Source organism: Exiguobacterium sp. s28 (assembly GCF_018618135.1).
Taxonomy (GTDB): domain Bacteria; phylum Bacillota; class Bacilli; order Exiguobacteriales; family Exiguobacteriaceae; genus Exiguobacterium; species Exiguobacterium mexicanum_A.
The window spans coordinates 314801-336994 of sequence record NZ_JACSLL010000001.1 but is presented as its reverse complement, the minus strand read 5'-3'; the positions used below and the strand labels follow the sequence as shown (position 1 = coordinate 336994).

Below are 22194 nucleotides of genomic sequence, written 5' to 3'. Positions count from 1 at the left end.
TTAATTAGTAAGGGATGCGATGAGAATGACATTACCGATGTATACGATCAAGAAAGTGTTGAATAATAGCGTTGTCATTTGCCAACATGATCCGGAACCGGAAGTCATTCTACTCGGGAAAGGGATTGGCTTCGGCAAGAAAGCGGGCGATCTCGTCGACCCGGCCAGTGTCCCGGAGAAAGTGTATCAACTGACAGATAAAGAAGAACAATCTCAATACCGTGAGCTCGTCAAACACGTCGATGAAGACTTTATTGCCTTCATGCAAGAAATCGTCGGCTTTATCGAGAACAACACAGGTAAAAAAGTCGATCAACATATCCATATCGGTTTGACCGACCACTTGTTCTTCACGATGAAGCGGATCGAACAAGGGATGGAAGTGACAAATCCGTTCTTGCTTGAGACCGAATCGCTCTATCCGAATGAGTACGCCTTGGCTGAACGAATCGTCGATATGATTCACGAGCGGCTCGACGTGCTGTTGCCCGATGCGGAGATCGGATTTATCGCGCTCCATATCCATTCGGCGACGACGTTTAAAAACGTCCTCGAGGTCAACCGGCACAACCAAATCATCGGGCAAATCGTTCAGACGATTGAGAGTCGTTTGAACGTCAAAATGGACCGGACTTCACTCGATTATAAGCGCTTACTTCGGCACTTAAGGTACGCCGTTGAGCGGGTTGCGACGGGTGAGATGGTGGAGGCCCCACAAAAAATTGAAAAGGTATTGCGCGAAGAATATCCGCTATGCTATAGTACTGCTTGGGAGCTGATGGGCATCATGGAACGCGAATTAAAGCGTCCGGTCCCGCGAGGTGAAGCGACATATTTGACGATGCATCTCCAGCGCCTAACAAGTAGATAACTGATACCACGTATCTTACGTGTTACTGATTCGATCAGGCATGAGTAAGGAGTGGAACGCAACGATTTCTCTATTAGGAGAGGTCTACGTTCTATACCTTATTCATGCCTGTTTCTGTTTTTATAAACGTTTATTATGAAAACGTTTAGATACGTCGGTTGTCTGACATCTACAGTCGTCTTTCCGCACGAAACAATCACAAAAAGGAGGATTTATCATGTTTAAGCAGATCTTTGGTGTTCTTCAAAAAGTCGGTAAAGCACTTATGCTTCCTGTTGCGATTTTGCCGGCAGCCGGTCTTCTTCTTGCATTCGGTAACGCGATGCAAAACCCGGCCCTTACATCACGCGCTGGTTGGTTAACGAACGAAGGCGTTGTGAAATTCGCTCAGCTCATGGAGCAAGCGGGTGGCATTATCTTCTCGAACTTAGCACTCTTATTCGCAGTCGGTGTCGCGATCGGTTTAGCAGGGGACGGCGTTGCCGGACTCGCAGCTATCGTCGGATTCCTCATCATGAACAAAGTTATGGGTGTTTGGCTCGAACTCACACCTGAAATCATCGCACAAGGTGATCCGGCTTACGCATCAGTACTCGGGATTCCAACGCTCCAAACTGGGGTATTCGGAGGGATCATCGTCGGTCTGATCGCCGCCTGGGCATATAATAAGTACTTCAACATCGAGTTGCCGCAATTCCTTGGCTTCTTCGCTGGTAAGCGTTTCGTCCCAATCGTTACTGCGGTATTGGCAGTTGTCGCTGGTTTCGTCATGCTTCTCATCTGGCCACCAGTTCAGCACGGCTTGAACACGTTCTCAAACTTCATGTTGACTGAAAACCGCACGTTCGCGGCATTCATCTTCGGTTTGATTGAACGTTCATTGATTCCATTCGGTCTTCACCACATCTTCTACTCACCATTCTGGTTCGAGTTCGGCTCGTACACGGATGCAGCGGGTAACATCGTTCGTGGTGACCAAGCTATCTTCTTCGCACAAATTCGTGATGGCGCTGAGCTCACAGCCGGTACGTTCATGACTGGTAAGTACCCGTTCATGATGTTCGGTCTTCCAGCAGCAGCACTCGCAATGTACCACGAAGCACGTCCTGAACGTAAAGCAGTCGTCGGTGGTCTCTTGGCTTCGGCAGCACTTACATCGTTCTTGACTGGTATCACTGAGCCGATCGAGTTCTCATTCTTGTTCGTTGCTCCACTCTTGTTCGCAGTACACGCAGTCTTCGCTGGCCTTTCATTCATGGTCATGCACATCTTGAACGTCAAAATCGGGATGACGTTCTCGGGCGGTTTGATCGACTACCTTCTCTTCGGTGTACTTCCTAACCGTACAGACTGGTGGCTCGTCATTCCAGTCGGTCTCGTGTTCGCAGTCGTTTACTACTTCGGATTCCGCTTCGTTATCCGTAAGTTCAACCTTAAAACACCGGGCCGTGAAGATGAAGTCGTTGAGCAATCAACTGCTACAGGTTCGGAACTTGCACAAGATATCCTCGTTGGTTTCGGTGGTTCACAAAACATCAAACACCTTGACGCATGTATCACACGTCTCCGCGTCGAAGTAAAAGATAAGAGCCAAGTCAACAAAGAAGAGTTGAAACGCCTTGGGGCAGCTGGTGTCCTTGAAGTCGGTAACAACATTCAAGCCATCTTCGGACCACGTTCGGATGCGTTGAAATCAGAAATGCAAGCGGTCATCGCTTCAGGTAACGAAAAGAAAGCTAACTAATTGAAGCTATAAGCCAATCCATTATGGGTTGGCTTTTTTTGTATGGGTGAAACGGTTTCAGCCTACTGGCAGATGGGGAAAAGTAAGTATTCTGACAAAAGGAGGGAACCATGATGTGGAAGAAAGTGTTTGGTGTTTTGCAGCGAATCGGGAAGGCACTCATGCTTCCGGTTGCGATTCTACCGGCAGCCGGTCTATTACTCGCATTTGGTACCGCGTTCCAAAACCCTGATCTCGTTTCGCTCTTACCTTTCTTGGCAAACGATTCACTCGTCCTCGTCTGGCAAGTTATGACAGATGCCGGGGATATCGTGTTTGCCAATCTAGGTCTTCTGTTCGCCGTCGGTGTCGCCATCGGGCTAGCCAACGGGGACGGTGTTGCCGGGTTAGCAGCTATCGTTGGTTATTTGATTATGAACAAGGTTATCAGCACGTGGAACGGTATTACCGCGGAAATTGCCCAGGGAGACCCGGCCTATGCCACGGTACTCGGGATTCCGACGCTCCAAATGGGGGTATTCGGAGGTATTATCGCAGGTCTCATTGCCGCATTCGCGTACAACAAGTACTTCAACATCAAGTTGCCGGATTTCTTAGGGTTCTTTGCAGGGAAACGGTTCGTGCCAATCGCGACCGCCGCGTTCAGCTTGGTGATTGGGATTGCGCTCGCCTATATTTGGCCGCCAATCGGTTCAGCGATCAACACGTTCTCGAGCACGATCATTGAAGCGAACGTCGCCGTCTCCGCCTTCGTCTTCGGTTTGGTCGAACGTTCTTTGATCCCGTTCGGTCTGCATCACATCTGGTACTCTCCGTTTTGGTTCCAGTTCGGGGAATATACGAACCAGGCGGGGGATCTCGTCCAAGGGGACCAACGGATCTTCTTCGCCCAGCTTCGTGATGGGGTCGAGTTTACGGCCGGTACGTATATGACCGGGAAGTTCCCGTTCATGATGTTCGGATTGCCTGCCGCTTGTCTCGCCATGTTCCACACGGTCCCGAAAGAACGTCGCAAAGACGTCGAAGGACTTTACTTCTCAGCAGCCCTCACCTCATTCTTAACGGGAATCACCGAGCCGGTCGAATTCTCGTTCGTCTTCGTTGCACCTCTACTCTTTGGTATTCATGCCGTCTTTGCGGGACTATCCTTTATGACCATGCACTTGCTCAACGTTAAGATCGGGATGACGTTCTCAGGCGGACTCATCGACTATCTGTTGTTCGGGGTATTGCCGAACCGGACAGCCTGGTGGCTCGTCATTCCAGTCGGCCTCGTCTTCGCGGTCATTTATTACTTCGGGTTCCGCTTCGCCATCACGAAGTTCGATTTGAAAGTGCCGGGACGTGAAACCGCCGCCGAAGGCAAAGGCGCCCGCGCCGTCGTCGGAGACGATTTACCGTACGAAGTGCTCGTCGGTCTCGGTGGACCGGAGAACATCAAACATCTCGACGCCTGTATCACGCGTCTCCGCGTCACAGTGAACGATGTGAAACAAGTCGATAAAGACTTGCTGAAAGATTTGGGAGCGGCCGGAGTACTCGAAGTCGGAGATAACATTCAAGCCATCTTCGGACCGAAATCAGATACGCTCAAATCGCAAATCGCGGCCATCATCGAGGGTGGCGAATACAAGCCGAAAGAAAAAGCCGTCATCACACCGGAAGCGGCCGAACATGCCGATCATCGCTTCCTCGCCCCGATGTCGGGTGTCATCTTGTCACTCGATGACGTTCCGGACCAAGTCTTCTCGGGCCGCATGATGGGCGAAGGATTTGCCATCGAACCGAGTTCGGGACAAGTCGTTGCACCGGTCACGGGACAAATCACGACGTTCTTCCCGACGAAACATGCGATTGGTCTACTTGCGGACGATGGACGCGAGATTCTTATCCATGTCGGACTCGATACGGTCAATCTGAAAGGCGAAGGATTCGTCGCCAAAGTGAAAGAAGGCGACCGCGTCGAAGCGGGGGATGTCTTGCTCGACGTTGACCTCAATTTGATTCGCGACAAAGTTCCATCGCTCATCACGCCGATTATTTGGACGAACGGAGACGGCAAAATCGTCGTCGTCCCATTCGGAGAGACGGTCGTCGCCGGTGAAGCGCTCGACTTCAGAACGGATGATAAAGGCGCCGAGTAAACAAAAAAGAAGCTCTCGCAACTGCGAGAACTTCTTTTTTTGTTACTTCTTAATATCGAATTTTTCACTGAGGAAGTTCACGACTTCTTCAGCTGTATCCATGTTGAGGACATCGTTGACGATCGCTTCTGTTTCTGACTTCGTCAAACGCTTCACGAGGCTACGTGCGCGAAGGACGCTTGAAGCTGACATCGAGAACTCGTCAAGGCCAAGTCCGAGAAGGATTGGAATCGCGAGCTCTTCTCCAGCCATCTCGCCACACATGCCGACCCATTTGCCAGCTTTATGTGCTTCTGTGATGACGTTGTGGAGAAGGTTCAAGATGGCCGGGTTGAACGGTTGGTACAAGTACGAGACTTTCTCGTTCATGCGGTCCGCTGCCATCGTGTATTGAATCAAGTCGTTCGTGCCGACTGAGAAGAAGTCGACTTCTTTCGCGAATTGCTTCGCCATGACGGCAGTCGATGGAATCTCGACCATCATCCCTGTCTCGTAGTTACCGACAGCGATGCCTTCTGCTTTCAACTTCGCTTCTTCTTCGAGAAGGAGCGCTTTCGCCGCGCGGAACTCTTCAAGTGTCGCAATCATTGGGAACATGATGGCGAGGTCACCGTGCGCTGAGGCACGGAGAAGGGCGCGAAGTTGTGTGCGGAACAAGTCCGTCTCTTCGAGGCAAAGGCGAATCGCGCGATAGCCGAGGAACGGGTTCATTTCTTTTGGAAGGTCGAGGTAAGACAATTCTTTATCTCCACCGATATCGAGCGTACGGATGACGACTTGTTTGCCGTCCATACCTTCGAGTACTGCTTTATAGGCTGCATATTGCTCTTCTTCCGTCGGGAACGTTTCTGAGTCCATGTAGAGGAACTCGGTCCGGTAAAGGCCGATGGCGTCAGCGCCGTTTTTCAACACGCCTTCGAGGTCGTTCGGTGTACCGATGTTTGCCGCAAGTTTGACTTTATGGCCGTCGGCTGTGACTGACTCTTCGTTGACGAGTTGTTTCAACTCTTCTTTGTAAGCTTCGAATGAAGCACGTTTTTCAACGTATTCATTGACGAGTTCTTCAGACGGGTTGACGAAGACGTCGCCTTCTGTCCCGTCGATGACGACGAGGTCGCCGTTCTTGATTTCTTCGAGCGCTACTTTTGTTCCGACGACAGCAGGAATCTCGAGTGAGCGAGACATGATCGCTGAGTGAGACGTACGTCCACCAATGTTTGTCGCGAAACCTTTGACGTATTTACGGTTGAGTTGTGCCGTGTCAGACGGTGTCAAATCTTCAGCGATGATGATGACTTCTTCAGAAATCGACGCAGGCGTCATGAATGTGACACCGAGGATATGCGCCATGACGCGTTTTGTGACGTCACGAACGTCGGCAGCGCGTTCACGCATGTACTCGTTATCCATCGATTCAAAGATCATGACCATCATTTGAGCGACTTCATCGAGCGCTTTCGCAGCGTTCATGTGTTCGCTTTCAATTTTGTCGTTCACTTGTGAGACGATCTCTGGATCTTCGACGATGAGCAAGTGTGCCGAGAAAATCTCTGCCTTGTCTTCGCCGAGTTCACGAAGTGTGATCTCGCGAATTTCTTCGAGTTCTGTCTTTGACTGAGCGATCGCCGCTTGGAAACGGGCTTTCTCAGCTGCTACGTCCTCGATTTTGTTTGTCGGGATGTCAAATGAAGGTGTCTCCATGACGAATGCTTTCGCAACTGCGATTCCTGCAGATGCGCCAATACCTTTAATGTGTGACATAAGCGTAGTCCCTCTCTTCAAAGAAATAGTGGTTTCCAACGTTATCTCGTTAGTTCTTACCCGAAATGAAAAAGGAACTAACGAAAACCTGGAAGATTAAAGTAGCAACGGTCTACTACTAGGGGAAGCCTCGACCGAACAAAATGGCCTCGCCTCAACAGGGAGGGATGCCTGATTGCGTACTTTCTTATCCTATCATAAAATAAATCATCGTCACAACGAGGAGTTAACGCCTGAATTCGAAGATTTATTGACTCTTGCGCATACTGTTTCATTATTTGGCAGAAGTTCGTTATGCTAACCATATATAAAGAAGGGAAGTGGCAAACATGTATCAAGTGAAAGACTTAGATTGGAACGGCTCATATGACACAATCGTCGTGGGGATCGGCGCTGCCGACACGATTGAGGAAGGACTCGATTCATTGTTTAATGGACGCGTCAAAGCATTGATTCAATCAGCGGATATTTCAACGAAAACAGGTGAAGTCTCCATCGTCCCGACGTTTGAGGGAACGGTTAAACGGATCCTATTCGTCGGTCTCGGACAACGGAACGAAAATACGGTTGAAAATGTGCGCAATTGGTTCGGGAAAGTCGCCAAACACATCAAAGCCCGTGCCTTCACGGACGTCGCGGTCGCCCTCGACACGTTCGGACCGAATACGGCGAAACTGTTTGCTGAAGCGTATGAGATGGCGACGTATGAGCATCCTACATACAAATCAGAGCCGAAACCGGCGAAACCGGACGTAACGATCACGTTGCTCGGAGCTGATGAAGAGGAAGAGGCGCTAGCAGGTGCAGCTTACGGACGTGGTGTGAATGTGGCGCGGTCGCTCACGATGATGCCAGCCAATATTTTGACGTCGGAAACGCTCGCGGACTATGCGGTCGAGTTGGCCGAACGTCACGGCTTTGAACATCGCATCATTGAGAAAGAAGAGATGGAAGGGCTCGGAATGGGCGCGCTTCTCGCCGTCAACCAAGGGTCGACGATCCCGCCGAAGTTGATCGTGCTCGAATATCGCGGAGCTGGAGACGAGACGCCTGTCGCTGTCGTCGGAAAAGGCATCACGTTTGATACGGGCGGTTACTCGATCAAGCCGAAAGACGGCATCGTCGGTATGAAAGGGGATATGGGCGGCGCCGCGACGGTACTCGGTTTATTCGAGACGCTCGCGACGACGAAACCGAACGTGAACGTCATCGGTGTCATCCCATCGACGGACAACATGATCTCAGGGGACGCATTCAAGCCGGACGATGTCATCACGGCGATGAACGGGAAGACGATTGAAGTGCTCAACACGGATGCAGAAGGTCGTCTCGTCCTCGCCGACGCCGTCACTTTTGCCAAGACGTATGAACCGCAAGCCATCATCGATGTGGCCACGCTCACGGGCGGTGTGCTCGTCGCGCTCGGTACGGAAGTGACTGGTTGCCTGACGAACGATGCGTCGCTCTACGGCGCCTTAGAAGCCGCGAGTCGTGACACGAACGAACTCGTCTGGCAGATGCCATACTTCGATGTCTTCATCAACCAAGTGCGTAAGTCGGAAGTCGCCGACTTGAACAACTCACCGGGCCGTTACGGTCATATGATTTTCGGCGGCGCTTTCGTCGGTGAGTTCGTCGGGGACACGCCTTGGCTCCATCTCGACATCGCCGGGACGAGCGAACGTTCGTCGGCGAGCGATCTCGGACCAAAAGGACCGACTGGCGTCATGGTGCGCACACTCGCGACGATGCTCGAAGGATGGAAACGTTGAAAATTGGATTTGTATTGATCGGTTTGGCCGTCGTCTCCGGTTTCGGATACACGGCTTGGCCAAGCCGTTGGTTGTTAGGAGTGACCGTCTTTTGCGCGGTGCTCGGAGTGTTGTTTTTGATGCAGGAGGGACGCCGTGGTCGGAGTAGGAATTGATGGCGCGCGCGGGGGCTGGGTACGAATCACGTACGACAGCATCTCGCTCTGTTTGACCATCTCAGAGAAGTTGGAAGATTTATTGATCGAAGGGGCCGTGCATTTTGTCGATATGCCGAAAGACTTAGGGTCGATCGACAAGCCGGACCGAACGTGTGACGCGTGGATGCGGTCACAACTAAAAGAGCGGAAGTCATCGATCTTCACACCACCGATTCAAGAAGTGGTAACAGAAGCATCGTATGAGACGGCCAACGCGAGAAGTCGCGAACTAGTCGGAAAAGGAATCAGCAAACAAGCGTGGAACCTTGTGCCGCGGATTCGAGAGTTTCAAACGATCGCTGAAACGGACGTCTATGAGTCACATCCGGAAGTGTGCTTCGCCGTCATGACCGGGAACGAGGCGCGTTTCAGCAAGAAGACCGAGGCGGGAGAGCTCGAACGGATCGAGTTGTTGCGCCGCTATTCAAAAAGCTCGCCCTGGAAGTGGAAGATGTCGAACGTACAAGTCGATGATATTATCGACGCCTGTATTTTGGCCGTGGCCGCCTATGAGGCGGGAACGACTGGGATGGTGACGCATCCTGACCAAACTGAAGGAGCGCCGTTCGTGGCGGTACCGAAGACAAAAGAGCGATGACGCGTCATCGCTCTTTTGGTGTCGTCGGCCCGAGGACGAATCTCCACATATAGTGAAACACTTGGGCGTTATAGAGCGCCTTGAGCAGAACGGCCAAGACCGGTCCTAAAATGAAGCCGAGCACCCCGAACAGTTGCAAACCGACAAAAATCGAGATGAGGGCGGCGAGCGGGTCAAGTCCAATGTGAGAACCAACGATTTTCGGTTCAGCCAAGTTACGTTGGACGATGACGACGATATACAAGATGACGAGGCCGATGGCGAGGAACCAGTCGCCGCTCACGGCGGCATAGGCGGCCCATGGCAATAACAGCGTCCCGACGCCGAGGTACGGCAACAAGTCGAAGATGGCCGCTAAAAGTGCGAAAGAGAATGGATTGTCGACCCGCAGGATGAACATGCCGACAAGGACGATCCCGAACGTAATGGAGATAAGCGTCAATTGGGCCCGGACGTAACCGAACAGGGCCGAGCGCAAATTGGTCATGACCAGTTCAAATTCCTTGAAGCCTTTTCGCTCATTCAAGCGCGCGATGGACCGCATGTAGACGTTCCAGTCTTTCGTGATGAAGAACCAGGCGAGCACGATGACGATGAACAAGAGCAAGACAAGCGGTAAGGCGCTGAGGATATCTTGCAACAAACCGGCGACCCCTCGTGACAAGACGCCGATCGCGGCTCCGAGCTGGACCCCGATCTCGGTGATCCCGCCTTCGAGCGAGTTCGTCTGTCCCGGATTGAGCCGCTGGACGCTGTCATACGCATCATTGACGAACGGGGCAATCTTTTCGTTGAACATGCGTTGTATGTATTCGGTGAACGTTTCAATCTGGTCGGGAAGTTTCTCGGCGGCGATCGTCAAGTAACGGATGAGTTGAGTCACCACGATGGCAATCACACCGCTGACGACACTCATGACGATCAACAAGGAAGCGAGCGTCCCAAGAGCCCGGGGCAATTTGGTCTCGCGCTCGAACCAATTGACGAGCGGGACGGTCAACAAGGATAACAAGAAGGCGAACACGAAAGGATACGTGTACGTAAAGAGGACGCTCAGTCCCCAGATGACGAAGACGAGCCCGATAATGACGAGCAGGAAACGAAGTAACTGCCAAAGCCTGGCTGGCGACACGACACATGGCCCCTTTCCTAACGATTGGATTGAGCATAGTATACCACGCAACCGGTAAATATAGAGGATGGATAGGTGATTAAACATGAAGGAATTACAACGACGGATCGATCGGATGATTATTCATTTAGGCGGCTACTGGCGGCCGCTGTCGGGGTTGGCCCGGCTGTTAGAAGAAGTGGGCGAAGTTGGTGGCGCGCTCTATGCCGACGACCGAGTCGCCCTGCGAGAAGAGCTGATGGACGTCTTCGTTATTTCGACGTGTCTGGCGAATCAATATGCCATCACCCTCACGAATCAAACGACAGACCGTGACGAGACGAAAGAAGAACGTAGCTACTACCGCCTCGTGCGCGAGGCGGGGGAAGTTGGCCGCATATTAAATGCCTACGAAGGCGATAAAAAATTGAAGGCGTCCGCGACGCCGGGATCGTTGCAACGACACATCGAGGCCGTTCAACAGGCGGTCATGGAACTTGCCGACATGAATGGATTTGACCTATTCGCGGAGATCGCCTCGTTGATCGAAGACAAGTCGTCCCGAGACTTCGGACGCTTCGACCATACCCCCGACCCGATTACGGAAGATTCGGTCCGCACGTATCGTTCTTATGTGGAAGGCCGATACTGGGGCGGGGTGAAGGCTAAACCTTTCGAAGAAGTGAGCCGATATAGAGAGCGGGAAGGGCATTTGGCGCGGTTTTTAAAGATCGCCGAAGTCGAGGGACTCGATGGGTTTGTCATTCGACAACCTGAGCCGTCTTTCCAAATCGATCGCTCCATCGAGACTGATTTGCAACTAGCGGCCCCTTTCGCCGTCGAGATCGAGCGACATGGCACTGATACGTTTTGGATTGTGCGAAAACAAGGGTAAAAACATTCACCTTTTTTGTAAAAAGTATTCATCATTTTTTCAAATATTTACTTTTTTAATAAAAGCAATGTGCTACTATGAAGGTGTTGTCAGTCGCGATGTGCGTATGAAGAAAGGAATATTTTGGATGAATATGAAGCTTTTTAAACTTGCCCTCATCATGACCATTGTCTTGTTTTCAATCCAAATACCCGCGGTGGAAGCCGCTACTTTGGACGGAGAGACGACAGTCAACTTGAACGTTCGCTCTGCACCAAGCACGAGCGGAAAATTGATAAAAACGCTAAAAAAGGGAACAAAAGTAAAATATGTAATTTATAACAAATCGTGGATTAAGATATATTTAAACAATCGAACGTACTATGCTTCCGCCCAGTACATCAAGCGGATCTCGTCCCAATCCACGACGGTCACGAAGCAAGCTGCCACTTCGACGGGTGTGACGACCGTCAACTTGAACATCCGTGTGTCGGCCCATAGCAAGGCGACCGTGTACCGGACGCTTAAAAAAGGCACGACCGTTCAATATGCCGTGCATAACTCGTCTTGGGCGAAAGTGTACTTGAACGGGAAGACGTATTATGCGGCCAAGGCATATATCGCCCCGAAAGCCGTCGCATCGACACCAGCCCGTGAAACAGGCTATACGAACCGTGATTTGAAATTGTTCGGCGAACGGAATCAGCGTTCGGCGGTGTTGAAGGTGTTGCCGGCTAAGTCAGCGGTCGTCTCGAGCAAATATAACTCGAGCTGGTCGGTTGTCTACGTTGGCAGTAGCACATATTATACGCCGACGGCATGGATCACGCCGGGAACTTTGAAACCGAGCGCGGCAAAAGTAAACGGTCATGCCAACCGTGAGTTGAAGTTGTTTGGCGAGCGCAATCAGCGTTCGAAAGTGTTGAAAGTATTGCCGGTCACGACGGAAATCGTCTCGAGCAAATATAACTCGAGCTGGTCGGTCGTCTATGTCGGAAGCGAAACGTATTATGCACCGACGGCATGGATTACGCCTGGGGCACCGACGATGCCTCCGCCGACGACGAAACCGCCAGTCGTAAAAGTCGATGGTCATGCCAACCGCGAGTTGAAACTGTTCGGCGCGCGCAACCAACGTTCGACGGTGTTGAAAGTGTTGCCGGCCAAGTCGGCGGTCGTCTCGAGCAAATATAACTCGAGTTGGTCGATCGTCTACATCGGCAGCAAAACGTATTACACGCCGACGGCATGGATCACACCAGGAGCGCCGCCGGTAACGAAACCGCCGACGACGAAACCGCCTGTCATTCAAAAAGTAACAGGATATGCGAACCGAAATGCCAACCTGTTCAAGAAGACGCTTCAATCATCACCGGTCGCTCGTGTGTTGCCGAAGTATACGCCGGTGACGTACAGCAAACATAACTCGAGCTGGTCGGTCGTCTATATCGGGTCGGACACGTTCTATACCCCGACAGCTTGGTTGTCGGCCGGGAAGGCCCCGGCCGCCCCTGCGGCGACGCCTAAAGGGAAAGTGTACACGAACACACCAGGGGACGTCTTGAACGTCCGGGCGAGCGCCTCGGCGAGCTCGACGATTCTCGGCCGACTCGCCCATGGCACTCAAGTCGACCATTACGGCTCGACGAACGGCTTTTATAAAATCAAGTACAATGGTCGCGACGGCTACATCTCGACGGCTTACGCGATGACGCTCAAACCGAGCGCGACGAGCAATGCCGTCATCGTCCTCGATGCTGGCCATGGAGGCGGTGACCCGGGAGCGGTGAATGGATCACTCTATGAGAAGACGATCGTTCTCGATGTGACGAAACGAGTCGAGGCGTATCTTCGTTCGAAGTATGACTACCAAGTCCGGTTGACGCGCTCGACAGATGTCTACTTGACGCTCGACCAACGCGTTCAGACGGCAAAAACGCTTCGCGGTAACTTGTTCGTCAGCTTGCACACGAATGCTGCGACGACTCAGTATGCTAAAGGTGTCGAGACGTTCTATTCGTCTTATTCAGCCCACAGTTCGAAGAGCCGTGTGCTCGCGACGAACATTCAATCCAATTTGATGGGCAAGATGTCCGGGATGACGAACCGCGGTGTGAAGACGGCGAACTATTATGTGATTCGTTATAATACGATGCCATCGGCCCTCGTCGAACTCGGATTCATCTCTTCGCCGCAAGACGTCACCCACTTACGGAGCAACACCTCACGCCAACGGATGGCGGAAGGTGTCGCTGAAGGAATCGCTCAGTACGTACGCGCTTATCATTAAATTTCATCCATTAAAAACGCCCTGACTCATCGTGAGTCGGGGCGTTTTGTGCTTATAGGTCGTCGAAGCCGTTGGCGTCGGTGACTTTTGCGTACGAGCGTGACTTCTGTTCGAAGAAGTCGGATTTCGTGGCATTCAATGAATCGTCTGAGTACGCACGAATCCACGGCATGACGTCCTCGTTGAACCCTTCATACAGATCGTTCAGGCCGATGACGCGGAGGCGCTTGTTGGCGAGGTACTTGACGTAATCGCGCATCTCGCTGACGTCGAGCCCGTCGAGGTCGCGAAGGACGTATTCGCACCATTCGACCTCGAGGTCAACGGCTTCCGCCATCGTGTCATAGACGAACTGGCTGAAGCTGCCGTCGGCGTCGATCTCCGGGTTTTCCGTCAAGACGGCCCGGAGTAACTGGCTGACGAAATACGAGTGTTGCATCTCGTCACGCTGGATGTAGCTGATCATCGTCGACGTGCCGACCATCTTCTGGTGACGGGCCAAGTTGTAGAAGTAGGCGAAACCGGAATAGAAGTTGATGCCTTCGAGAATGATTGAGGCGACGAGCGACTTGGCGAACGTCTCGGCCGTCTGGTCGGCCCGGAAGTCCTCGTATAAGTCCAAGATGAACTGATTCCGTTTCATGACCATCTCGTCGTCCTTGGCGATATCGAAGATTCGATTTTGTTCGCTGAGCGGGACGAGGCTCGAGAGGACGTAACTATATGATTGGTTATGGACGACTTCTTGTTGGGCGATGACGGCGAGCACGGCGTGCACCGACGAGTCTGATGAGAACATCGATGACTCGAGGATATAGCGTGTCTGTACCGAGTCGAGAATCGACAACAACCCGATGATGCGTTTGAAGGCGTCTTGTTCACGCTCGCTCAACTGCGGCCATTGCTGCATGTCTTTCGACATCGAGATCTCATCCGGGATCCAAAAGTTTGAGAGCAATTGTTTATAGATGGTGTAAAACTGCGGGTAGGCGATGTCGTTCCAATTGACGATGGAACTCGTCTCGCCCCCGATAATGGCAGTCGCCCGGTTAGGATGTTTGGGCGACAGTAGTTTGATCTTTTGAATGGTCATGGACATATACTCCTTCTTCGGTGTTTCTAGCCAACCGTTCGGCCCAATGACGGACGTTGTACGGTTGATTGCGCGGTGACTGCTCGATTTTCAATGTCTCACCGGCGAGGGGAATTCCATATTTCGAAAGGTGGTAGGCCATCTCGTCGACCGCCCGACAGAAGTGGACGAACATCTTGTCACCTGTCCCAAACACGGCGGCTTGGCGGAGCGGCACATTAAGTTCTTTCAAGACGAGACGGAACGTGTCTTTCATCTCGTCCGGCAAGACGCCGTCCGCCCACGTATACGACCCGAAGTAAACGAGGTCGTACGTGGCGAGTGATTGGGCTTCACGATGGCCGATGCGGTCCGCTTCATACAGGCCGACGTGGTCGCCCCGGTGGACGTGGGTCGCCTGAATCAGTTCGGCGACCTCTTCTGTATTCCCGCTCATCGAACTATAGACGATTGCGACGTTCATGGTTGGTCCCACCTTTCTGTTACGTGACGTTACGAAGCACACGATTCACATTCGTCGACTTCAACGGTCGTCGAACGCGTGTAGTAAATTGATTTCATTCCGAGTGACCACGCCTCAAGGTGCATCGCCAACATTTCGGTCGCCTTCACGTCGTTTTTGACGTATAGGTTGAAGCTGATCGCTTGGTCGATGTGACGCTGACGGGCCGCGTTTTGACGGATGCTCCAGAGCTGGTCGACTTCGAACGCTGATTTATAGAACCAGTTCGTCTCCGGGTTGAGGTCAGGGACCGTCACCGGGATCTTATAGTTTTTCTTCTCTTCCGAGTAGACCTTCTTATAGATTGGATCAATCGAGGCGGTGCTGCCGGCGATAATGGCCGTCGACGAGTTCGGTGCGACCGCCATCATGTAGGCGTTGCGGACACCGTTTTGATGAACCGCTTCCGCGAGGCCGTCCCAATCGAGTTCATCGTGTGAGCGGTAGTTACGGCGTTTGAAGTACTCACCCGTATGCCACTCCGATCCTTCGAAGACACCGAATGCGCCTTTTTCTTTAGCTAATTCCATTGACGCTTGAATCGTGAGGTAAGCAATCTTCTCATATAGCTTTTCCGCGTACTGGACGGCGTCGACCGATTCCCAACGGATGCCTTCGAGGGCGAGCAGGTGATGCCAACCGAACGTTCCGAGTCCGACGGCGCGGTATTTTTGGTTTGTGATCATCGCTTGCGGTACTTCGATCGTATTCAAGTCGATGACGTTGTCGAGCATCCGCATTTGAATCGGGATCAGTCGTTCGAGCACATCTGACTTCACGGCCCGGGCGAGGGCGATCGAGCTCAAGTTACAGACGACGAAGTCACCAGGTGTTTTCGTGATGACGATTTTTCCGTCCGCTGTGTACTCTTCGTCGATCGTCGTCGGTGACATGTTTTGCGCGATCTCTGAACAGAGGTTCGAGCTGTAGATCATGCCGGCGTGTTTGTTCGGGTTAGCGCGGTTCACGGCGTCACGGAAGAACATGTATGGGGTTCCTGTCTCGAGCTGTGAACGCATGTAGCGTTTGACGAGGTCGATGGCCGGTACCGTTACGCGCGAGAGCTCCGGCGTATTGACACACGCCATGTATTTCTCAGTGAACGAACCACCATTTTCCGTCTCATCGTAGAAGTCTTCAAGGCTGAAGCCCATGACCGTACGAATCTCGTGCGGGTCGAACAAGTGCCAGTCGCCACGTGCTTCGACCGTACGCATGAACAAGTCGGGCAAGCAGACGCCTGTGAACAAGTCATGAGTCCGAAGGCGCTCGTCCCCGTTGTTCAATTTCGCATCGAGGAACTCAAAGATGTCCTTATGCCAAATGTCGAGGTAGACGGCGATCGAGCCTTGGCGCATGCCGAGCTGGTCGACCGAGACGGCCGTGTTGTTCAGTTGCTTCATCCAAGGGAGCGCGCCGCTCGAGACGCCTTTGAAGCCTTTGATGTCGCTGCCGCGTGAGCGGATCTTGCCGAGATAGACGCCGATTCCGCCGCCGCCTTTCGAGAGCGTGGCCACATCTGTGTTCGAGTCGTAGATGCCGCGGAGCGAGTCGTCGACCGTGTCGATGAAACATGAGCTGAGCTGCCCGTACGATTTCCCGGCGTTCGAAAGCGTCGGTGTAGCAACCGTCATATAGAGGTTCGATAGTGCCCAATACGCTTCTTCGACGAGTTTCACACGTTGGTCAGCGTTCTCTTTTTGCATGAGCGTCATGGCGATGACCATGAACCGCTCTTGCGGCAACTCGTACAAGTTTTTGACGTGGTCGCGGCCGAGGTAACGGTCTGCTAACGTCCGGAGACCGATGTATGTGAACATGCGGTCACGTGACGGGTCAATCAACGTCTCCAAGTAGGCGATGTCTTCTTTCGAGTACGTATCGAGTAGTGCCGAGGTGAAGATGCCTTTTGTCGTGAGCGTCTCAATCATTGGATAGAGAGCGCCGTAACGCATCGAGGCGTCATAGCCGCGGTTACGGGCCGCTTCTAAATAGAGGCGGTTTAAGTACATTTCTGTGGCGACGAACGTCCAGTCCGGCTCTTCAGCCTTCAACATATCGAGGGCGTGCATCGTCAAGAGTTCATATACTACATCTTGTGTCAGTGTCTTTCCTTCGAGCGCCCGGACGGCTCGTTCTTCGTATCGTTCGACACTAAGCTGTGGGTAGCGTTGTTTTAATGATTGGATCAATGTCGAGACGTCAGTAAGTGTTGGCGCAGCAGCCAACATCGTCTCGTGATGGATAGGGGATGTCAAAACGATCACTCCTTCTTCGGATGTAGATATTATAAAGGTATAGCGGAACTTGTCCGATTCGACGTCAATGATGGATGAACGTGATAAATATCCGTTAACTATATATTGACGTTTTCTTGTCTTTTTAATCATAAATCACCTATATTTAGTTTTGCAATCTTGACATTCGGCAAACTGTCGACGCCTAGATTACTTTTACTCAAAAACGGCGCTATCATCCGATTTGAGATGAGATATGAGATAGAAAAAAATTAAATTGACGTTTGCGTGAGAACGCGTGCAATTTTATGTAAGCGGTCAATCATGAACCGGATGTCCAAATAAACGATAAATTCATTGGATTTCGTCCTATCTTCTATTCATTTTATGATTTGAGCGATTACTATATATAGTGACGACTGTTTTTTCAAAACGAGGGAAATTCGAACGCTCACTAGCATCGAACTGAAAAGTGAGGTAGATTGAGGGAGTACGATTTGAAATCAAGGTAAAAAGAAGGGTTTAACAAATGAGAGCAGAAGACTTATTATTAGCATGGGACCCACTCGGTTACGGGCTTGGGTCGTATGGACCAGAGTTTGACGATATCGCCTTGGCGCTCATTCACGTCGATTCGATCGATCAATTGGATGACGTGATTCGACAGATCTTGACAGACGCTTTTGGCGACTGTCCAAGTGAACCGGAAACACGGGCCATGGCGGCACGACTACTCGCGTCTTCAGAATCTTGTCAACTATAAGGGGGAACCACGATGTTACGTATCGATCCAACACCGAATCCAAATGCAATGAAAATTACACTTCCTGAGAACGTCTTCGGCGCGAAAAGCCAAAGCGTGAAAGCCGGTGAAGAGACGGACCAACCGCTCCTCGCGAAACTCGTCGCCATCGAAGGCGTCGAGAGCGTATTCGCCTATGGCGATTTCGTCACGGTATCGAAAGAAAACGGCGTCAGCTGGGAAGCCATCTTGCCGCACGTCGAAACTGCTTACCGCGGATGAACCCGCTCGTTTCCATCGTCATCCCGGTCCATTCGCGGGAGACGGAACTGACGGAACTGCTCGAATGTCTGGTCGTCCAGACGTTCGGGGAGTTCGAAGTACTTGTGATCAATAATGACGGGCCGCCAAAACAGCATCTTTTGGCGCCTTTTTTGAATCGATTATCGATTCGATATATCGATCTTGGCGAGAATCATCACGTCAAAGCCCGCAATCGCGGCGTACAGGAAGCGAGCGGCGACTATATCCTGTTGCTCGACGATGATGATTTACTCATGCCGACCCATATCGAACAAGCGCTCGAGGACATCCGTTCGGCCGACCTCGTCTTCACGGACGCGGAACTGTTCCGCTTTACGTGGGAAGATGGGCGCCGTCGCGTCACCGACTGGGAGGCATTCGCCTACGCCCTCGATTTGGAGCGACTTCGCCAAGACTCGACGTTTATCCCGTCCGGTACGCTCTATCGAAAACAGCTCCACGAGACGATTGGATCGTTCGACGAGGACGTCTATAACTACTGGGATTGGGATTTCATTCTACGTGTCAGTGAGGTCGGGACGATTCGTCATCCGGCCCGCGCGACGGTGCTCTATGCGTTCAATGGCACCGACAACTTGTCGGCCAAACAAGACGAGACGCGCCGTCGTTACTTTGATCGGTTCTGTCACAAGCACGGTTTGGTCAATATGGAAATGAAGAACTTCCATATCGTCCAAGCCGAACGACGGGACTATGTGAGACAGACAGAGAGAACGTTCACAGGGGCGTTCCCCGGTAGAACGGAAGGAGAATAACTATGTATACATCGAAAGAACTAGAATTGCTCGAGCTGCTCGAAGAGAAAGGCTACCTCGAGACGAAACTGTTGGCGAACTTGCTCGCGACCGACGAGGCGACTGTCGAGGCGATGCTCGAGAAGTTCAAGGCGGACGGCATCTTGCTCGGCTTCCGGGCGATGGTCAACTGGCAAAAAATCAATCGCCACGATGTCACGGCGTTCATCGACGTCAAAGTCACTCCGAAACGGGGTCGTGGTTTCGATGAGGTCGCGGAACGCATTTATCGCTTCCCGGAAGTGACGGCGCTCTATTTGATGTCAGGGGCTTACGACCTACAAGTCGTCATTCGGGCGAACTCGCTTCAAGACGTCGCGTCGTTCGTTTCGGACAAATTGTCACCGCTTGACTCGGTCGTCTCGACGACGACGCACTTCAAATTGAAGACGTATAAGCATGATGGCATTTTATTCACCCCGCAAGTCGAAGACAAACGGTTGAATATTACGCCATGAAGTCACTATCCCAACAAGTCGTCTCAATGAAGCCGTCCGGCATTCGCCGATTCTTCGATTTGGCGCAAACGATGGAAAACGTCGTCTCTCTCGGGGTGGGAGAGCCGGATTTCATCACGCCGTGGAACGTGCGCGAGGCGAGCTATGCGGCGCTCGAGCAAGGCTACACGGCCTATAGCGCGAACGCCGGTCTCCTCGAGTTACGTCAAGAAATCGCTGGTTACATGGCGGACCGGTTCGGGGCGACATATGACCCGGCGACGGAACTGATCGTCACGACGGGCGCGTCGCAGGCGCTCGATATCGCCTTCCGGGCTCTCCTCAACCCGGGTGACGAGGTCATCGTCGTTGAACCGGCTTTCGTCTCGTACGGGCCGCTCATCGAGCTCGCCGGCGGGATGGTCGTCCCGGTCGCCTGTCGTCCGGAGAACGGGTTCCGTCTGAACCGGGAAGACGTCGAAGCGGCGATCACGGAGCGCACGAAAGCGATGCTCCTCTGCTTCCCGTCAAACCCGACCGGAGCGACGATGACGGGTGAAGAACTCACCGAGATCGCGGAACTCGCGACGAAACATGACCTTTGGGTCGTCAGTGATGAAATTTATGCCGAACTGTCATATGACGAGCCGTTCACAAGCTTTGCGACGCTTCATGATATGCGCGAGCGGACAATCGTCGTCAACGGGTTCTCGAAGGCGTTCGCGATGACAGGCTGGCGGCTCGGGTTCACATGTGCGCCGGAAGTCGTGACACGGGAGATGCTCAAAGTTCATCAGTACGGCATGATGTGTGCCCCGACGCTCGTTCAGTTCGGCGGTCTCGAGGCACTGAAGAGCCGCGACCAGCATGTACCGAAGATGGTGAAGAGCTATCGGCAGCGTCGTAACTACTTCATCCAGGCCCTCAATGACGCCGGGTTACCGACGCACGTACCGGGTGGGGCGTTCTACGCCTTCCCATCGATTCGCCATACCGGATTGACGAGCGAAGAGTTCGCCGAGCGTCTCTTGCTCGAGGAACGGGTTGCGGTCGTGCCGGGCAACGCCTTCGGCGCGAGCGGTGAAGGCTTCGTCCGGGCTAGTTACGCGACATCGGTCGAACAATTACAAGAAGCGATTCGTCGCATCGATCGGTTCATGAAACAGTTCGAAGTGACGACGACAGTGACAGACTCTCAGCGATGAGGGTCTGTTTTACGTTTTAGTGGTATAATAGATGGGAAAAGACGAGCGAGGTGAGGTCATTGGAACGAGTGGATTTTGTAGCAATCGGATGTGGCCCGTACAATCTCGGCTTGATGGCGCTCAGCGAATCGACCAAATTGACGGGGGTATGTTTTGAAGAGCGGGCCGACTTCAATTGGCATGAAGGAATGTTGCTCGAAGCGGCGACGATGCAGACGCATTATTTATATGACCTTGTGACGCTCGCCGACCCGACGAGCCGGCACAGCTATTTGAACTACTTGAAGCAGGCGGGCCGGCTGCAGACGTTCATCGTCCAGGAAAGTCCGACGATTCCCCGGACAGAGTTCAATCGCTATTTGCAGGCGATCGCTGCCTCGCTCGACACAATCAAGTTCTCGCACCGGGTCGTCGACGTCCGTCCGGCACAGGACGGCTTCCTCGTCACGGTCGCGACGCCTAAAGGCGAAGAGACGCTATCGACGCGACACGTCGTCATCGGGACGGGGGCAGAACCGCTCATCCCAGAGGCGTTCCAAGACGTAATCCATACGAGCTCGTATCGAATGGAGCGGGAACGATTGCTTGAAAAGGACCGCATCGTCGTCATCGGCAGCGGGCAGAGCGCGGCGGAGGTGTATCTCGATTTATTGAGTCGATCCGATAAAACGCGGCAACAAATCGATTGGGTGACGCGCTCGGACGTGTTCGAGTCGCTCGAGAGCGGCAAACTCGGGGAAGAAATCTTCAGCTTGTCGTATGTCGAGTATTTCAATCGATTACCGTACGCGGAACGTGAGCAACTTGGGAAGTCGTTCGAACGATTCCGCAATGGCGTCAACCCAGAGACGCTCCGTGCCATCTATGGGGCGTTATATCATCGGACGGCGGACGGGACGGACCAAGCGACGAACTTGTGTACCCAAATTGAAATCGAGCGCGTATCGCACTTATCGAGCTATATGGTCGAAGGGACTCAGCAGCATAGCGGTGAATCGTTCACGAACGAATATGATGCGGTCGTGGCGGCGACCGGGTATCGACCGCGGATTCCGGAGTGGGTCGAACGATTTGACATCGAATGGGAAGCGGAACGACTATGGCGCGTCAACAACCGCTATCAAATCGCGACGGAGACTCGGTTGACCGGCAGTCTGTTCACCCATACGAACTTGGAACATTCGCACGGGCCGGCGGCAACGAATTTAGGGATGGCCGTATATCGGAACGCGATTATGTTGAATGAAATGGTAGGGGAGACGGTGTTTGAGGTGGCCGCACAGCGACCGTTTACAAGCTTTTGAACAAAAAAAGGGCTAGGCGTTAGCCTAGCGGAATCAGGGGGGAATACTTGAAGTCTTGCTTGATTTGTATTTACCCGACCCGTCGACTTTGAAACACGAAAATAATCCCAAATAATCTTTTTTACTAATTTGTACACTTTATCGAAAAAAGTATGTTATAGTAAGTTGATGAATTTAGCATAGGAGTGTTTGTA

17 protein-coding genes and 2 pseudogenes are annotated in these 22194 nt (G+C 52.4%); 14 read left to right on the top strand and 5 right to left on the bottom strand.

Features of this window, described 5'->3' with window-relative positions:
• Window positions 1–25 precede the first annotated feature (25 nt).
• The 3 genes and pseudogenes from glcT to ptsG (KNP78_RS01695) form a co-directional block, all read left to right on the top strand.
• Window positions 26–871 carry a glucose PTS transporter transcription antiterminator GlcT gene (glcT, locus tag KNP78_RS01705; protein WP_214751818.1) on the top strand — a complete coding sequence of 282 codons (846 nt, stop codon included), beginning with the start codon at window positions 26–28 and terminating at the stop codon, window positions 869–871.
• 217 nt (window positions 872–1088) lie between these two features.
• Window positions 1089–2588, top strand: a pseudogene (gene ptsG / locus KNP78_RS01700) (glucose-specific PTS transporter subunit IIBC); the annotation flags it as partial.
• A gap of 140 nt (window positions 2589–2728) precedes the next feature.
• Window positions 2729–4666: pseudogene (ptsG, locus tag KNP78_RS01695) on the top strand (glucose-specific PTS transporter subunit IIBC); the annotation flags it as partial.
• A 135-nt stretch (window positions 4667–4801) separates the two neighbouring features.
• Here the strand turns inward: ptsG (KNP78_RS01695) and ptsP are convergent.
• A complete protein-coding gene (gene ptsP, locus KNP78_RS01690) occupies window positions 4802–6520 on the bottom strand; it encodes a phosphoenolpyruvate--protein phosphotransferase (protein WP_214797318.1) in 1719 nt (572 codons plus the stop codon).
• A gap of 329 nt (window positions 6521–6849) precedes the next feature.
• Between ptsP and KNP78_RS01685 the strand changes: the two genes are divergently transcribed.
• The 3 genes from KNP78_RS01685 to KNP78_RS01675 are packed head-to-tail and all read left to right on the top strand — an operon-like array spanning window position 6850 to window position 9087.
• Complete coding sequence (locus KNP78_RS01685; protein ID WP_214797317.1) at window positions 6850–8292, top strand: leucyl aminopeptidase; 1443 nt, start codon at window positions 6850–6852, stop codon at window positions 8290–8292.
• On the top strand, window positions 8289–8447 hold the full coding sequence (locus tag KNP78_RS01680) for a hypothetical protein (RefSeq protein ID WP_161787546.1): 159 nt from the start codon (window positions 8289–8291) through the stop codon (window positions 8445–8447). Before KNP78_RS01685 ends, KNP78_RS01680 begins: the two co-directional genes overlap by 4 nt.
• A complete protein-coding gene (locus KNP78_RS01675) occupies window positions 8428–9087 on the top strand; it encodes a DUF429 domain-containing protein (protein ID WP_214711847.1) in 660 nt (219 codons plus the stop codon). Before KNP78_RS01680 ends, KNP78_RS01675 begins: the two co-directional genes overlap by 20 nt.
• Before the next feature lie 4 nt (window positions 9088–9091).
• Here KNP78_RS01675 and ytvI read toward each other — a convergent pair whose 3' ends face one another.
• The gene (gene ytvI / locus KNP78_RS01670; protein WP_034778354.1) at window positions 9092–10219 is read right to left on the bottom strand and encodes a sporulation integral membrane protein YtvI; all 1128 of its coding nucleotides are present in this window, start codon (window positions 10217–10219) and stop codon (window positions 9092–9094) included.
• A gap of 85 nt (window positions 10220–10304) precedes the next feature.
• On the opposite strand from ytvI, the gene KNP78_RS01665 reads away from it, so the two are divergent.
• Both KNP78_RS01665 and KNP78_RS01660 read left to right on the top strand, forming a co-directional pair.
• Complete coding sequence (locus KNP78_RS01665) at window positions 10305–11093, top strand: MazG nucleotide pyrophosphohydrolase domain-containing protein (protein WP_214793380.1); 789 nt, start codon at window positions 10305–10307, stop codon at window positions 11091–11093.
• Window positions 11094–11220: 127 nt separating this feature from the next.
• On the top strand, window positions 11221–13362 hold the full coding sequence (locus tag KNP78_RS01660; RefSeq protein ID WP_214823176.1) for an N-acetylmuramoyl-L-alanine amidase: 2142 nt from the start codon (window positions 11221–11223) through the stop codon (window positions 13360–13362).
• Between the two features lie 52 nt (window positions 13363–13414).
• Here KNP78_RS01660 and KNP78_RS01655 read toward each other — a convergent pair whose 3' ends face one another.
• From KNP78_RS01655 to KNP78_RS01645, 3 genes are read right to left on the bottom strand one after another with little or no spacing between them, the layout of a single operon-like run.
• Window positions 13415–14455: a ribonucleotide-diphosphate reductase subunit beta gene (locus KNP78_RS01655; protein ID WP_034778351.1), complete on the bottom strand. Its 1041-nt coding sequence runs from the start codon at window positions 14453–14455 to the stop codon at window positions 13415–13417.
• Entirely contained in the window at window positions 14412–14918 is a 507-nt protein-coding gene (locus KNP78_RS01650; protein ID WP_034778349.1) for a flavodoxin domain-containing protein, read from the bottom strand. The genes KNP78_RS01655 and KNP78_RS01650 overlap by 44 nt, the downstream gene beginning before the upstream one ends.
• A gap of 29 nt (window positions 14919–14947) precedes the next feature.
• The gene (locus KNP78_RS01645) at window positions 14948–17215 is read right to left on the bottom strand and encodes a ribonucleoside-diphosphate reductase subunit alpha (protein WP_034778347.1); all 2268 of its coding nucleotides are present in this window, start codon (window positions 17213–17215) and stop codon (window positions 14948–14950) included.
• A 508-nt stretch (window positions 17216–17723) separates the two neighbouring features.
• Here KNP78_RS01645 and KNP78_RS01640 point away from each other — a divergent pair.
• The 6 genes from KNP78_RS01640 to KNP78_RS01615 all read left to right on the top strand — a co-directional run bounded on the left by KNP78_RS01640 (window position 17724) and on the right by KNP78_RS01615 (window position 22000).
• The gene (locus tag KNP78_RS01640) at window positions 17724–17957 is read left to right on the top strand and encodes a DUF1871 family protein (RefSeq protein WP_034778345.1); all 234 of its coding nucleotides are present in this window, start codon (window positions 17724–17726) and stop codon (window positions 17955–17957) included.
• 12 nt (window positions 17958–17969) lie between these two features.
• A complete protein-coding gene (locus tag KNP78_RS01635; RefSeq protein ID WP_034778343.1) occupies window positions 17970–18218 on the top strand; it encodes a NifU N-terminal domain-containing protein in 249 nt (82 codons plus the stop codon).
• On the top strand, window positions 18215–19015 hold the full coding sequence (locus tag KNP78_RS01630) for a glycosyltransferase family 2 protein (RefSeq protein ID WP_214753014.1): 801 nt from the start codon (window positions 18215–18217) through the stop codon (window positions 19013–19015). Before KNP78_RS01635 ends, KNP78_RS01630 begins: the two co-directional genes overlap by 4 nt.
• A gap of 2 nt (window positions 19016–19017) precedes the next feature.
• Entirely contained in the window at window positions 19018–19512 is a 495-nt protein-coding gene (locus tag KNP78_RS01625) for an Lrp/AsnC family transcriptional regulator (protein WP_021065542.1), read from the top strand.
• Entirely contained in the window at window positions 19509–20696 is a 1188-nt protein-coding gene (locus KNP78_RS01620) for an aminotransferase (RefSeq protein ID WP_214823175.1), read from the top strand. Before KNP78_RS01625 ends, KNP78_RS01620 begins: the two co-directional genes overlap by 4 nt.
• Before the next feature lie 68 nt (window positions 20697–20764).
• Window positions 20765–22000: a lysine N(6)-hydroxylase/L-ornithine N(5)-oxygenase family protein gene (locus KNP78_RS01615; RefSeq protein ID WP_371819157.1), complete on the top strand. Its 1236-nt coding sequence runs from the start codon at window positions 20765–20767 to the stop codon at window positions 21998–22000.
• Window positions 22001–22194: the final 194 nt, after the last annotated feature.

Coding starts and splice junctions, on each gene's coding strand:
- KNP78_RS01630 (WP_214753014.1), top strand. CDS start 18,215: ATGAACCCGCTCGTTTCCATCGTCATCCCGGTCCATTCGCGGGAGACG.
- KNP78_RS01625 (WP_021065542.1), top strand. CDS start 19,018: ATGTATACATCGAAAGAACTAGAATTGCTCGAGCTGCTCGAAGAGAAA.
- glcT (WP_214751818.1), top strand. CDS start 26: ATGACATTACCGATGTATACGATCAAGAAAGTGTTGAATAATAGCGTT.
- KNP78_RS01650 (WP_034778349.1), bottom strand. CDS start 14,918: ATGAACGTCGCAATCGTCTATAGTTCGATGAGCGGGAATACAGAAGAG.
- KNP78_RS01660 (WP_214823176.1), top strand. CDS start 11,221: ATGAATATGAAGCTTTTTAAACTTGCCCTCATCATGACCATTGTCTTG.
- KNP78_RS01665 (WP_214793380.1), top strand. CDS start 10,305: ATGAAGGAATTACAACGACGGATCGATCGGATGATTATTCATTTAGGC.
- KNP78_RS01635 (WP_034778343.1), top strand. CDS start 17,970: ATGTTACGTATCGATCCAACACCGAATCCAAATGCAATGAAAATTACA.
- KNP78_RS01640 (WP_034778345.1), top strand. CDS start 17,724: ATGAGAGCAGAAGACTTATTATTAGCATGGGACCCACTCGGTTACGGG.
- ptsP (WP_214797318.1), bottom strand. CDS start 6,520: ATGTCACACATTAAAGGTATTGGCGCATCTGCAGGAATCGCAGTTGCG.
- KNP78_RS01655 (WP_034778351.1), bottom strand. CDS start 14,455: ATGACCATTCAAAAGATCAAACTACTGTCGCCCAAACATCCTAACCGG.
- KNP78_RS01620 (WP_214823175.1), top strand. CDS start 19,509: ATGAAGTCACTATCCCAACAAGTCGTCTCAATGAAGCCGTCCGGCATT.
- KNP78_RS01685 (WP_214797317.1), top strand. CDS start 6,850: ATGTATCAAGTGAAAGACTTAGATTGGAACGGCTCATATGACACAATC.